This is a genomic window from Sphingomonas sp. UBA978 (genome assembly GCF_002292295.1).
Lineage (GTDB): Bacteria > Pseudomonadota > Alphaproteobacteria > Sphingomonadales > Sphingomonadaceae > Sphingomonas.
Window position 1 is genome coordinate 264,969 of sequence record NZ_DBBS01000018.1, and the last position, 12,817, is coordinate 277,785.

The following is a 12,817-nucleotide window of genomic DNA, read 5'->3' on the forward strand; positions in this document are numbered from 1 at the left end:
TCAACCCACCGTCACGACGGTGTCGGAATTGAACGTGTAATCCGGAACGACCAGGTTCTTGGGCGCCGGACCCTGGCGGATGCGCGCCGCGGTGTCGTAGGCCGAGCCGTGGCACGGGCAGAAATAGCCGCCGAACGGCCCCTTGTTCTCGCCCTCGCCCGCGCCCAGCGGTACGCAGCCGAGATGGGTGCAGACGCCCAGCGTGATGAGCCAGTTCTCCTTGCCCGGCTTGGTCCGGTCGGCGAGCGTCTGGGGATCGCGCAGCGAGGCGACGTCGACCGCATTCGCCTCGGTGATTTCCGCGGGCGTCAGGTTGCGCACGAACAGCGGCTGCTTGCGGAACTGCGACTTGATCGCCTGCCCCGGCTGGATCTTGGAGAGATCGACCTCGGTCGTCGACTGCGCGAGCACGTCGGCCGACGGGTTCATCTGGTTGACGAGCGGCAGCACGATCGCGAGCACGCCGACACCGACAAAGGACACGGCGGCGATATTGATGAAATCGCGGCGGCGGGGATCGTGGACTTCCTCGTGGAACGGCTCCGGCGATTCACCGGGAGGAACCATGCTGTCAGTCGCCATTCGTCTCTGCCCTAACCTTTTTTATCGCGGAGGAACGCCTCACCGCCGTGAGGAGTCGGGATTTCAGCGCCCACCGAGCCCTACCATCCCCACGGCGGGCTGCTGGCCTGATAGACGGCACGCCATCGCTTTGCCAACAGCATTTTACCACGGGCCGCCACGGCGCTAGGACGCGGGCCATGACGACCGCCCTGCGCATCGCGCTCTATCAACCCGATATCGCCGGCAATGTCGGTGCCGTGATGCGCACCTGTGCCTGCCTCGGCATCGCGCTGGACCTGATCGAGCCGATGGGGTTCCAGTGGGACGACAAGCGCGTCGCGCGGGCGGCGATGGACTATATCGACCATGTCGCGCTGACTCGCCACGCCGACTGGGACGCCTTCGCCGGGCAGGCGACGGGGCGGCTGGTGCTGCTGACCACGCGCGGGGCGACGCCGCTGCACGATTTCGCGTTCCGGCCTGACGACGTGCTGCTGTTCGGCCGCGAGAGCGCGGGCGTACCGGAGTCGGTCCACGACCGTGCCGATGCGCGGGTCGTCATTCCGATGGCGCCGGCACTGCGGTCGATGAACCTGTCGGTATCCGCCGCGATCGTCGCGGCCGAGGCGTTGCGGCAGACGGGCGGCTGGCCGGGTTAGGCATCACGCGAAGGCGCGAAGAAGAATGGGGTTCGCGCGGAGACGCGGAGACGCGGAGGGGTCGTGGGCGGCGCAGCCTTTCGAACCTCATCCTGACAGCAAGTCGGCGGCGCTCGCGGACGCCGTTACCCCGAACGACACCCCTCCGCGTCTCCGCGTCTCCGCGCGAACCCCCTTCTTCCTTCTCGTCGCGTCTTCGCGCCTTCGCGTGAACAAAAAAATCTCAGACACCCCGGATCGCCGCCAGCACGCGGCGCAGCAACCCGGCTTCGTCGTGGCGGATGTTATGCCCCCCGGGCATCCCGACGATCCGCGCCCCCGGCACCCGCAGCAGGGGGCAGAGGCTGTCCTCCTCCTCGACGCCGTAGATGCAGGTGAGCGGCGCCCAGGTCAGCGTGTCCGCGGTGGCGACCCCGACGCTGTCGGGCGTGCCGCGATAGGCCCAGCCGGTCGGGTCGGCGCGGAACCAGACCGAATCGCCGGGCAGGACGAGGATGATCGCCGCGACTCTGGCGCGCAAGTCGGCGGGCAGGTGCGCAAGGCCGGTCTGGACGATGTCGGCGCCATAGGACTGGCCCATCACCACGATCCGGCGCTTGCCGGTTCGCGCCAGCGCGGTGCGGACCACGTCCGCCATGAACGCATCCACCTCCGCCCGCGTCCGCCGCTGGCGGAAGACGGCGGGCGAGGCGATGCCGACGACCGGCAGATGATGTTCGGTCAGCCCGCGCGAGGTGGAGGCGCCGAGCAGGAAACGCAGCCCCATGTCGCCCGAGACGTTGACCACCGCGACGTCCGCGGCCGGCGGCACGGCGGGATAGACATGGACCGGATCGGTATCGAAATAGCCCGCCGCCGCGACGAACGCGCAGACGAAGGCCGAACTGACCGCGGCGACGCGCAGGCCCCGGAACAGGCGGCGGAACAGGGATGCGCGCGATCGACTCATCGCGGCGGCTTGCCAGCCCCCCGTGCGCTTGGCCAGCGCTCGACTTCCCCGCGCCGGACTGGCTAAAGCACCGCCATGCTGACCCTCGACGCCGAACAGACCGCCGCCCGCACCTGGTTCGAATCGCTGCGCACCCGCATCTGCGCCGCGTTCGAGGCGATCGAGCGCGAGGCGGGATCGGATGCGGCCTTCGACTATCTCGCCTGGGACCGCACCGATCCCTCGGGCGCGCCGGGCGGCGGCGGCGTGCGCGGGGTGATGAAGGGCAAGGTGTTCGAAAAGGTCGGGGTCAACGTCTCGACCGTCGGCGGCCTGCTCGACGGCGAGTTCGGCAAGACCATCCATGGCGCCGGCGACGACCCGCGCTTCTTCGCGACCGGGATCAGCCTCGTCGCGCACATGGCCAATCCGCACGTCCCCGCGGTGCATATGAACACCCGCTTCCTCGTCACCACGAAGCGCTGGTTCGGCGGCGGCGCCGATCTCAACCCGCCGCTGCCGGTGGCGGAGGACACCACGGACTTTCACGCGACACTGCAGGCGGCGTGCGACGCGCACGATCCGGCCTATCACCCGCGCTTCAAGGCATGGGCGGACGACTATTTCTACATCCCGCACCGCAAGGTCCATCGCGGCGTCGGCGGCATCTTCTACGACCATCTCGAGGGCGATTTCGACGCGAATTTCGCCTTCACCCGCGCGGTGGGAGAGGCGTTCCTCGACGTCTATCCGCGAATCGTGCGGCGGCGGATGCACGACGCCTTCGACGCGGCGGACGTGGCGGCGATGCGCAACTGGCGCGGGCGCTACGCCGAATTCAACCTCGTCTACGACCGCGGCACGCTGTTCGGGCTGAAGACCGGCGGCAATATCGACGCGATCCTGATGAGCCTGCCGCCGCTGGCGACGTGGGAATGACCGGGGGAATGACGCCGTGGCGCTGATCCCGGTCGATCCGGGCGAACTGGCGACGATCGTCACCTCGCTGGAGATGACGCGGCGCCCGCCGCTGCGCCCCCTGCCCGCCGCGCCGTTGCGGCTGGTGCGCTGGGAACGGCCCGATCCGGCGAAATACCGGGCGCTGTTCCGGCGGGTCGGCGGCCCGTGGCTGTGGTATTCGCGGCTGGCGATGGACGATGCCGCGCTGACCGCGATCGTCCACGATCCGGGGGTGCAGGTCCATGCCGTGCTCGACCGGGCGGGGATCGAGATCGGCCTGCTCGAACTCGACCGGCGCCATGCCGGCGCCTGCGAGCTGTCCTATTTCGGACTGGTGCCCGAACTGGCGGGCAAGGGCCATGGCCGCTGGCTGATGGCGGAGGCGATGGCGCGCGCCTGGAGTCCGGGCGTCGCCCGCGTCTGGGTCCACACCTGCACGCTCGACCATCCGTCGGCGCTCAATTTCTACCGTGCGCAGGGCTTCGTCGCGGTGCGGCGGACGATCGAGACCTTCCCCGATCCGCGCGCGCTGGGGCTGCTGCCCGTCGAGGCGGGCGCACACATTCCCTATCTGGCGGAGGCGGACAGCCGGCGATAGCCGGCGATCGCGATCAGCGCGCCGGCCAGTTGGGTCAGCGTCGCGACGCCCGCCGCCAGCGCCTCGACCAGCGCGACGCCGACCGGATTGCCGCCGCCCTCGCCGCCCAGCCAGCGCGACAGCAGCATGAACGGCTGCCCCGCGAGGATCGCGGCGAGATAGACGGTGACGATCGCGCCGAGCAGCGACAGCTGTGCCGGCCGCGTCATCCGCCACGACCGGCCGACCGCCTGCATCGCCCCGAGCTGCGGCTGCGCGAACAGCAACGGCCCCGCCAGCATGAACCGGCTCATCAGCCACAGGCCCGGCAGCAGCAGGATGTACATGCCCGCCCCCGCCGGGATCGACACGGCGACCATCGCGAGGATGAAGCGCGGGAAGCGCCGCGCCGCGCGCTGCACCGCCGCCCCGACGGTCGGCCGTCCGGCATCGAGGAACAGGCAATAGACCACCGCCAGCCCGAAATAGGTGATCGCATAGGCGGCGACCGACCCCAGCCCGTAATCCCCCACCCAGCTGTCCAGCGCGGTCATCCACGCCTGCGCCCGTGCCTGCGGCTCGGCGATGGCGGCATCGGGCAGCGGCAGCGGCCCGACCAGCAGCAGCAATGCATAGGTCGGCACGAAGACGAAGATGCCGGCGACGCGCAGCAGCAGGTCGGCGTCGCGGCGGAACAGCGCCCAGGCGTCGCTCAGCAAGGCGGCGAGCGTGATCTTCACGCCGCGACCGCCCCCAACGCCGCGCGCTCGCGCACCAGCCGCTCCCGCGCGACCAGCGCGACGTAGAGCTGCGCCGAGAAGACGATGGCGATCAGCGTCAGCGCGGTCGACACCGCCTGCGCGATCACCGCGGCGACGAAGGTGACGGTGGCGCGCGCATCGGCGCCGAGGATGATGCGGAAGACGAGGCCGCCGACCGACTGCGCCGCGCTGGTCGCGATCATCAGCACAATCAGGAACAGCAGCACCACGCCGACCAGCCGCCACGTATGCCGCCGGGTCAGCCGCCAGCTGCGCGCGATCGCGCCGAGGCCGAGCCGCTCGTGCAGCACCACCGCATAGAGCGGCAGCAGGCGCGCGCCGGCGAACAGCATGACGATCAGGACGACGATCGCATAGAGCGAGGCGAGCAGCGCCGGCCCCGGCGCCACCGTCCCCTGCGTCGCGCCCTGCGACAGCGCGGCGAAGTCGAAACCCGCCATCGCCAGCAGCACGGCCGCGGGCAGCAGCGCGACCAGCATGATCGCGACCAGCGCCAGCGCGAGCAGCAGCGCCGGCAGCAACCGGCCGTTGGCGCCGCGCAGCGCCGACGCGCGATCGGTGCCCGGATCGCTGGCGGCGGCGATGACGTACAACTGGCCCCACAGCGCCGCGACCGAGGTCGCCAGCGCGAGCAGCGCGCCGATCGCCGCCGTCGCCGTTCCCGGCGTCGCATAGGCGGCATAAGCGGCGGAGATCACCCCCGGCACGAACAGCGTCAGCACCGCGATCCCGGCGAGCATGCCGCCGCGCCCGTTCAGCACCTCCATGGTGCGATCCCACACATTGCCCATCTTGACCATCTGGCACCCCGATTGCCGTACGTGCGCCCGGTTAGCCCAAGCACCGCGGCTTGGCCATCCATGCGCACGGGCCATGGATCATGGGCCGGCGCGGCGGGCCGTCTTGCAACCCCGCCCCCGCTCGCTCACATGGCGGCGATGACGGACGTGGACGGGATCGAATGGCGGGTATCGCCGGGGCTGACGGCCTATGACGCGGCGCTGGCGACGATGGAGGCACGCGCCGCCGCGGTGCTGGCGGGCGAGGCGCGCGAGCTGATCTGGCTGCTCGAGCATCCGCCGATCTACACCGCGGGCACCAGCGCCTCCGACGCCGACCTGATCGACCCGCGCTTTCCGGTCGTCGCCACCGGACGCGGCGGCAAGCACACCTATCACGGCCCCGGACAGCGCATCGTCTACATGGTGCTCGACCTCAACCGGCGCGGCCGCGACGTCCGCTGCTTCGTCCACGCGGTCGAGGGCTGGGCGATCGCCGCGCTGGCGGAATATGGCATTGCAGCATTCCGGGCGGAGGGCCGGGTCGGCATCTGGACGCGCGACGGCGGCTCGGAGGCGAAGATCGGCGCGATCGGCGTGCGCGTGCGACGCTGGATCACCCTGCACGGCATGGCGGTGAACGTCGCGCCGGACCTCAACCATTTCAACGGCATAGTTCCCTGCGGATTGGCCGAATATCCGGTCACCAGCCTCGCCGCGCTCGGCCGCGATCCCGCGCTCGCAACCTTTGACGATGCGCTTGCGTTGACTGTTCCGGCCTTCCTCTCGTCGCTTTCCTGCACTGCCGAAGGGCCGGGATTGGAAAACGAGGCTTGAGGGCGGGACGTTATGCGATTAATGTCCACTGTGATTTGGGTATTAAAGGGCCAGCAAGCCGTCCAAATCTCTATCTAGGGAGCTTCCAATGCGTGCACTCATCTCCAAGGTCCTGACCGGCTCGCTGATCGCCGGCGCCGCCCTCGCCGTGTCGGCTTGTGGTCCGAAGACCGAAACGACCACCGACAACACGATGGTCACCGACATGAACGCCACCGACGACATGGGCACCATGAGCGACAACATGACTGCCGTCGACGGCAGCATGAACGGCGGCATGATGGCCAACGACACGATGATGTCGAACGACACCATGATGTCGAACGACACGATGACCACCAACGCGATGTAATAGCCCTTCCGGGTTATTACGGTGGTGAAACGGCCGTCCGGGCAACCGGGCGGCCTTTTCTTTTGGTTCCAGTGTCTTGGCGCGGTTCGTCGCTTTTTATCCCGTCATGGTGAATCGGGGATTGGGTCGGCCCTCAAAACCATCTAGAATCGCCCGATAAATGCCCGTTCGGGAGGAAGTTGGAAATGACCCAGTTGCGTACCGCGCTGGCGCTTGGCGGCGCGGCGTTCGGCCTGATGGCGGTGGCGACGCCTGCCTCGGCCCAGTTCTTCCTGCGCTCGCACGATTTCCGTGGCGAGGCGGTGAAGGGCCATGAGGACGGGCTCGGCCAGCCCCTGCCCGGCGCCAGCGAGGCCGAATTGCGCGCGGCGATGGCGTGGAGCATGCGCGCCGCGCTCAACGTCGCGGCGCTGCAATGCCAGTTCGAGCCGACCCTGCTCACCGTCAACAACTACAATGCGGTGCTGAAGGATCATGAGGCGGAGCTGAAGGGCTCGTTCGACACGCTGACCAAATATTTCAAGCGCACCGGCAAGACGCCCAAGGAGGGCCAGTCAGCGCTCGACCAGTTCGGCACGCGCACCTATTCGGGCTATGCCACCGTCGCCGCGCAGTTCGGCTTCTGCCAGACCGCGAGCGAGATCGGCCGCGATGCCACCTTCGTGCCCCGCGGCAGCTTCGGCGATCTGGCGATGGCGCGCATCCGCGAGCTGCGCAACAGCCTGACGCCCTATGGCGAGCAGCATTTCCAGCGCTATCTCGGCCGCGACTATGCCTCCAAGCCGCGCTTCGACCCGATCTGCTGGAACAAGAAGGGCGAATGGGTGGTCAAGAAGTGCGGCGTCTTCGCCTGGCCGCCGGCCAGCGTGACCGCGGTCGCGACGACCGCCAAGCCCGCCGGCACCGAAACCGCGCTGCGCTGATATCCATCCTCCCCGGCACGGGGAGGATGTCGCGCTACCGCAGTCCCAGATATTTGTGCGTCTGCAGCGACAGCCGCCAGTGCGGCCGCGCCATCACCACCGCGATCGCCGCCTCGACGTTCGCCGGCCCCCGCGCATCGTCCATCGGCTGGAGCAGCCGATGGGCGAAGTCCCAGCGCTCCACCTCGTCGAGATCGGTGCCGGCCTGCGGCCAGACCAGCTTCAGTTCGTCGCCCGACCGCTGCACGACCACGCTGCCCGCCTTGGGGCTGACGCAGATCCAGTCGATGCCGGGATGCGCGGGCAGCGTGCCGTTGGTCTCGACCGCGATGCGGAACCCGGCGGCGTGCAGCGCATCGACCAGCGCATCGTCGATCTGCAGCATCGGTTCGCCCCCGGTCAGCACGACGAACCGCTCGTCCGTCCCCGCGCCCCAGAAGCCCGCGACCGCCGCGACCAGCGCCGCGGCATCAGCGAACTTGCCGCCGCCCAGCCCGTCGGTGCCGACGAAATCGGTGTCGCAGAAGCGGCAGACCGCCGTGCTGCGATCCTGTTCGCGTCCGCTCCACAGGTTGCAGCCGGCAAAGCGCACGAACACCGCGCGCCGTCCCGCGTTCACGCCCTCGCCCTGCAGGGTGAGGAACATCTCCTTGACCGCGTAGCTCATCGGATCACGGCTGGACGGCGTAGACCGTCGGGTCGGGGATGCCGGCCTCCTGGAAGCCCTTGGACCGCAACCGGCAGCTGTCGCAGGTGCCGCAATGCAGGCTGCCCGGCGCCGGATCGTAGCACGACCAGCTGATCCCCATGTCGACGCCCAGCCGCCTGCCCTCGCGGACGATATCCGCCTTGGTCATATGCTGCAGCGGCGCGTGGATCTTGAACGGCTCCCCCTCGACCCCGGCCTTCGTCGCGATCTCCGCCAACCCCTCGAACGCGCTGATGAATTCGGGCCGGCAATCGGGATAGCCCGAATAATCGAGCGCGTTGACGCCGATGAACAGGTCGCGCGCGCCCGCCGCCTCGGCCCAGCCGAGCGCGAGGCTGAGGAAGATGGTGTTGCGCGCCGGCACGTAGGTGACGGGAATGCCGCCGCCGTCCTCGGTGCCGACGCCGTCCTTCGGCACCGCGATATCGTCGGTCAGCGCCGATCCGCCGAACGCCGACAGGTCGAGCGGCAGGACGATATGGCGCTCGGCGCCCAGCGCATTGGCGACCCGACGCGCCGCGGCGAGTTCGACGCGATGGCGCTGGTTATAGTCGACCGACAGGGCGAGCAGGCGATAGCCCGCCTCGCGCGCGCTGGCGGCGGAGATCATCGAATCGAGCCCGCCGGAGACGAGCACGACGGCCAGGGGTTTGGTGGTCATGATCCGCGCGGCGCTAGACCCATGGCGGCCAAAAGAAAAGGGCCGCGGATGAGGCGGCCCTTTGAAGGGGAAGAGCGAACCCGCTCTTTAAGGGAGAAAAGCGTACGCCATTCGAAAATGTGCACACGCTTTATCTAAGGGGGTATCGGTTAAAATCATCCTAAGGCGGTTCGTTCCCGGCCCTGCCGCCCGATGCGACGAACCGAGTCGGATCTGGCCGGATCGTTTCAGGCGACCGGATCGGCCTCCGCCGGCACCGGGAACTTGGTCGCGCAAAAGGCGCAGTCGACCTGGATGAAGCCGCTGTCGTCCGCCATCTCGCGCCGTTCCTCGATCGAGAATTTGGACAGGACGCTGGCGATATAGTCGCCGGTACAGCGACAGCCGCGCGACAGCGGGGTGGAGGCGAGGACGCGCACGTCCTCCTCCTCGTTGAACAATCGCCAGACCAGCGTTTCGAGCGGCAGCGCCGGATCGGCGAGTTCGTCGGCCCCCGTCGTGCTGCCGAGCGCCTCGACATGCTCCCATTCGGGGTGGTCGAGCCGGGTGTGCAGCCGCTCGCGCCCGACCTCGCCCTCGGGCAGATGCTGGAGGAACAGGCCGCCGGCGATCGTCCGCCCCTCGCCGTCGCGGGCGATGCCGACGCGGACGAGGCTGGGGATCTGCTCCGACTGGATGAAATAGCTCTGCGCCGCCTGCGACAGCGTCTCGCCGTCGAGCGGGACGATGCCCTGATAGCGTTCGCCGGTGGTCGCGAGGTCGAAGGTGATCGCGAGATAGCCCTGTCCGAACAGCGCGAACAGCGTCGGCTGTTCGGGCGCCGCGGCGAGCCTGTCGGCGTCGTAATCGATATAGCCGCGCACCTCGCCGCCGCGATAGTCGCAGACGAGCAGCTGGACGACGCCATTCTCGGTCCGCGTCTGCATCGTCAGCTGGCCGGTCGGGTCCTTCAGCGTCGAGCCGATCAGCGCGGCGAGCGTCAGCGCCTCGGCGAGCAAGGCCTCGATCGCGGGCGGATAGGCATGCGCGGCGAGCACCCGGTCGAGCGCCGGGCCGAGCCGCACGACCCGGCCGCGCGCCGAGCGGGAGGGGATCGCGAAGCCGAGCGCGCGATCGAGGTCGGTGGTGGATTGTTGCATGACCGTGAGATGGGATGCGCGGCCGGAGGGGTCAAGTTGGGTGGATTGCACCAGCCCCGCAGTCTCGACCCCCGGTCCTCCCTCATGCTCGTCATCCCCGCCTGCGCGGAGATGACGATTGAATGGGAACGAGACAGCGAACGGCTCAGCCTACCCGACCTGCCCGAACACCCAGCGCAGCACCGCCTTCTGCGCGTGCAGGCGATTCTCCGCCTCCGCCCAGATCAGCGACTGCGGGCCGTCGATCACCGCATCGACCACCTCTTCGCCGCGATGCGCGGGCAGGCAGTGGAGGAAGCGCGCATCGGGCTTCGCCCGCGCCATCAGCGCTTCGTCGACCTGATAGGGCATCATCGCAGCGAGCTTGGTCTCGGCATGCGCCTGCCCCATCGAGATCCACGTATCGGTGACGATCACGTCGGCCCCCGCGACCGCCTCCTGCGGCGAGGCGACGACGCGGGCGCGCCCCTGCCCCAGCGCGATGTCGCGCTCGGGCGGCGCGAAGCCCTGCGGACAGGCGGCGACGACGTCGAACTGCATCAGCCCGGCCGCCTCCATCAGCGAGGCGAGCACGTTGTTGCCGTCGCCGAGCCATGCGACCTTGAGCCCGGGCAGCGCCTTGCCGTCCTCCAGGATCGTCTGCAGGTCGGCCATGATCTGGCAGGGATGCGAGAAATCGGTCAGCCCGTTGATGACCGGCACGCTGGCGTAGCGCGCCATGTCCTCGACCTTGGCGTGATCGTCGGTGCGGATCATGATCGCATCGACATAGGCCGACAGCACGCGCGCGGTGTCGGCGACGCTCTCGCCGCGACCCAATTGCATCGACCCCGCATCCATGACGATCGAGGTGCCGCCCAATTGCCGGATCGCCATGTCGAAGCTGACGCGGGTGCGCGTCGAATTCTTCTCGAAGATCATCGCCAGCACATGGCCGGCGAGCGGCGCGTCGGCATCGGCACGCCCCTTGGGAAAGCCCTTGCGCGCCGCCTTGCGGTCGATCGCATCGGCCAGCATCGCGGCGACGCCATCGGCGCCGGCATCGGACAGGTTCAGGAAATGACGCATCGTAATTCCTTCTTTCCCTCTCCCCCCGGGAGAGAGAGGGAGCTGCGCAGCAGCGGAAGGGTGAGGCCGACCGGCAGGAGATCAGCCGTCCTCACCCTCCCCCGATGGAAGAGGGAGATGTAATCAGTCGTCGCTCGCCGGCACGAACACCCGCGCCGCCGCACTCAACTTGTCGACGCATTCGGCGACATGCGCATCCTCGATCACCAGCGGCGGCAGGATGCGGACGACGTTCTCGCCCGCCGCGACCAGCAGCAGCTGATGGTTGTCGCGGGCATGTGCGACGAATTCGCGCGGCTCGACCCCGGCCTTGAGCTTGAGGCCCAGCATCAGCCCCTTGCCGCGCACGCCCTCGAAGACGTGGTCGTAATTGGGGATCATCTGCTCCAGCGCGCCGCGCAGCCGCTCGCCCATCGCCTCGACATTGGCGAGGAAGCCGTCCGCCAGCATCACGTCGAGCACCGCCTGCCCCGCCGCCATCGCCAGCGGATTGCCGCCATAGGTCGATCCGTGCGTGCCGATCACCATGCCCTTCGCGGCATGTTCGGTGGCGAGGCACGCCCCGAGCGGGAAGCCGCTGCCGATGCCCTTGGCGATCGGCATGATGTCGGGCGCGATGCCGTAATGCTCGTACGCCCACATCTTGCCGGTGCGCCCGTAGCCGCATTGCACCTCGTCGAGGATCAGCAGCAGGCCGTGGTCGTCGCACGCCTTGCGCAGCCCGGTGATGAATTCGGGCGTACCGACCGACACGCCGCCCTCGCCCTGGATCGTTTCGACCATGAAGCCCGCGGTCTCGTCGTCGATCAGCGCCAGCGCCGCGTCGAGATCGTTGAACGGCGCATAGGCGAAACCGGGCAGCAGCGGTTCGAAGCCGTCGCGCATCTTGGGCTGGTTGGTCGCCGAGATCGCCCCCATCGTCCGCCCGTGAAAGGCGTTGTTGAAGGTGATGATCTTGTGCCGCTGCGGATGGCCCTCGGCATAATGGAAGCGGCGCGCGGTCTTGATCGCGCATTCGACCGCCTCGGTCCCCGAATTGGTGAAGAACACCGTATCGGCGAAGCTGTTGGCGCAGATCCGCTCCGCCAGCGCCTCGCCCTGCGGCGATCCGTAGAGGTTGCTGACATGCATCAGCGTCGCCGCCTGCTCGGCGATCGCCTTGACCAGATGCGGATGGCCATGGCCCAGCGCGTTGACCGCGATGCCGGCCGCCATGTCGAGATAGCGCGTGCCGTCCTCGGAGATCAGGTGGCAGCCCTCGCCTCGGACCGGACGCACCCCGCACCGTGGATAGACGGGCATGAGCGGCGTAATGGTCACGGGCGGTCTCCTCTTCTCCAAACGAGAAAGGGCGGCCCGTTGCTGGCCGCCCGCCACATCCATACCGGTTCGGGACCGGGTGGGTCAACACCAGTGGCATTGGCCCGCACACCCGCATCGGCCGCGCCAACAATCGGGAAAAACCGCCAAACCCCGGCACGCCAGCGATCGTCAGGACAACGCAAAATCGGCAGAAACGGCAGTTTTCCGCGCGATGAGGTGTTTGGCACACCTAATGCAGTGCACCACCTGTGAAGCGGCGACGCTTCAACGACACCACAGGAGGAAGACCATCATGACCCACATGTCCATGCACCGCTCGATCGCCCTGCTCGCCACTGCCGGCCTGATCGCCACCGGATCGGCCTCGAGCGCCTTCGCCCGCGGCAAGGGCCCCGCCAAGATCACTCTGTCCGCGAAGACCGCGCCCGACCCGACCAGCCGCATGTGCATGCCCAAGACGACGCTCGGCAACACCGCGACCCGCGAGATGCCCGACACGATCTGCCAGACGCGCGCCGAATGGGAAACCGCCGGCGTCACCTTCGTCATCAAGTAA

Annotated in this window: 16 protein-coding genes; 7 read left to right on the forward strand and 9 right to left on the reverse strand. The window is 68.6% G+C overall.

Going from position 1 to position 12,817, the window contains the following annotated elements; all coding sequences use genetic code 11:
* Positions 1-582 carry a ubiquinol-cytochrome c reductase iron-sulfur subunit gene (gene petA, locus B2515_RS11040; protein WP_414711387.1) on the reverse strand — a complete coding sequence of 194 codons (582 nt, stop codon included), beginning with the start codon at positions 580-582 and terminating at the stop codon, positions 1-3.
* A gap of 179 nt (positions 583-761) precedes the next feature.
* Between petA and B2515_RS11045 the strand changes: the two genes are divergently transcribed.
* On the forward strand, positions 762-1,223 hold the full coding sequence (locus B2515_RS11045) for a tRNA (cytidine(34)-2'-O)-methyltransferase (RefSeq protein WP_293876262.1): 462 nt from the start codon (positions 762-764) through the stop codon (positions 1,221-1,223).
* Positions 1,224-1,446: 223 nt separating this feature from the next.
* Here B2515_RS11045 and B2515_RS11050 read toward each other — a convergent pair whose 3' ends face one another.
* Positions 1,447-2,172, reverse strand: coding sequence for an AcvB/VirJ family lysyl-phosphatidylglycerol hydrolase (locus B2515_RS11050; RefSeq protein WP_293876263.1), 726 nt, complete (start codon positions 2,170-2,172; stop codon positions 1,447-1,449).
* Between the two features lie 75 nt (positions 2,173-2,247).
* On the opposite strand from B2515_RS11050, the gene hemF reads away from it, so the two are divergent.
* Together hemF and B2515_RS11060 are read left to right on the forward strand one after the other, a co-directional pair.
* Positions 2,248-3,090: an oxygen-dependent coproporphyrinogen oxidase gene (gene hemF / locus B2515_RS11055; RefSeq protein ID WP_293876264.1), complete on the forward strand. Its 843-nt coding sequence runs from the start codon at positions 2,248-2,250 to the stop codon at positions 3,088-3,090.
* 16 nt (positions 3,091-3,106) lie between these two features.
* Positions 3,107-3,709 carry a GNAT family N-acetyltransferase gene (locus B2515_RS11060; protein ID WP_293876265.1) on the forward strand — a complete coding sequence of 201 codons (603 nt, stop codon included), beginning with the start codon at positions 3,107-3,109 and terminating at the stop codon, positions 3,707-3,709.
* Here B2515_RS11060 and B2515_RS11065 read toward each other — a convergent pair.
* A complete protein-coding gene (locus tag B2515_RS11065; protein ID WP_293876266.1) occupies positions 3,679-4,428 on the reverse strand; it encodes a hypothetical protein in 750 nt (249 codons plus the stop codon). The two genes, B2515_RS11060 and B2515_RS11065, sit on opposite strands and share 31 nt — an antisense overlap.
* Positions 4,425-5,270: a hypothetical protein gene (locus B2515_RS11070; RefSeq protein WP_293876267.1), complete on the reverse strand. Its 846-nt coding sequence runs from the start codon at positions 5,268-5,270 to the stop codon at positions 4,425-4,427. Before B2515_RS11070 ends, B2515_RS11065 begins: the two co-directional genes overlap by 4 nt.
* Positions 5,271-5,408: 138 nt before the next feature.
* Between B2515_RS11070 and lipB the strand changes: the two genes are divergently transcribed.
* The 3 genes from lipB to B2515_RS11085 all read left to right on the forward strand — a co-directional run bounded on the left by lipB (position 5,409) and on the right by B2515_RS11085 (position 7,361).
* Positions 5,409-6,086: a lipoyl(octanoyl) transferase LipB gene (gene lipB, locus B2515_RS11075; protein ID WP_293876268.1), complete on the forward strand. Its 678-nt coding sequence runs from the start codon at positions 5,409-5,411 to the stop codon at positions 6,084-6,086.
* A gap of 88 nt (positions 6,087-6,174) precedes the next feature.
* Positions 6,175-6,438: a hypothetical protein gene (locus tag B2515_RS11080; protein ID WP_293876269.1), complete on the forward strand. Its 264-nt coding sequence runs from the start codon at positions 6,175-6,177 to the stop codon at positions 6,436-6,438.
* A 185-nt stretch (positions 6,439-6,623) separates the two neighbouring features.
* A complete protein-coding gene (locus B2515_RS11085) occupies positions 6,624-7,361 on the forward strand; it encodes a hypothetical protein (RefSeq protein ID WP_293876270.1) in 738 nt (245 codons plus the stop codon).
* A gap of 34 nt (positions 7,362-7,395) precedes the next feature.
* On the opposite strand, the gene queE is transcribed toward B2515_RS11085, so the two are convergent.
* From queE to B2515_RS11110, 5 genes are all read right to left on the reverse strand, one after another.
* Complete coding sequence (gene queE, locus B2515_RS11090) at positions 7,396-8,028, reverse strand: 7-carboxy-7-deazaguanine synthase (protein ID WP_293876271.1); 633 nt, start codon at positions 8,026-8,028, stop codon at positions 7,396-7,398.
* A gap of 4 nt (positions 8,029-8,032) precedes the next feature.
* Positions 8,033-8,731: a 7-cyano-7-deazaguanine synthase QueC gene (gene queC / locus B2515_RS11095; protein ID WP_293876272.1), complete on the reverse strand. Its 699-nt coding sequence runs from the start codon at positions 8,729-8,731 to the stop codon at positions 8,033-8,035.
* A gap of 227 nt (positions 8,732-8,958) precedes the next feature.
* Complete coding sequence (locus tag B2515_RS11100; RefSeq protein WP_293876273.1) at positions 8,959-9,870, reverse strand: Hsp33 family molecular chaperone HslO; 912 nt, start codon at positions 9,868-9,870, stop codon at positions 8,959-8,961.
* A gap of 150 nt (positions 9,871-10,020) precedes the next feature.
* Positions 10,021-10,938, reverse strand: a complete 918-nt coding sequence (gene argF, locus B2515_RS11105) for an ornithine carbamoyltransferase (protein WP_293876274.1) — start codon at positions 10,936-10,938, stop codon at positions 10,021-10,023.
* A 123-nt stretch (positions 10,939-11,061) separates the two neighbouring features.
* Positions 11,062-12,258: an aspartate aminotransferase family protein gene (locus tag B2515_RS11110; RefSeq protein ID WP_293876275.1), complete on the reverse strand. Its 1,197-nt coding sequence runs from the start codon at positions 12,256-12,258 to the stop codon at positions 11,062-11,064.
* 295 nt (positions 12,259-12,553) lie between these two features.
* Here B2515_RS11110 and B2515_RS11115 point away from each other — a divergent pair, with 295 nt between their 5' ends.
* Positions 12,554-12,817, forward strand: a complete 264-nt coding sequence (locus B2515_RS11115) for a hypothetical protein (RefSeq protein ID WP_293876276.1) — start codon at positions 12,554-12,556, stop codon at positions 12,815-12,817.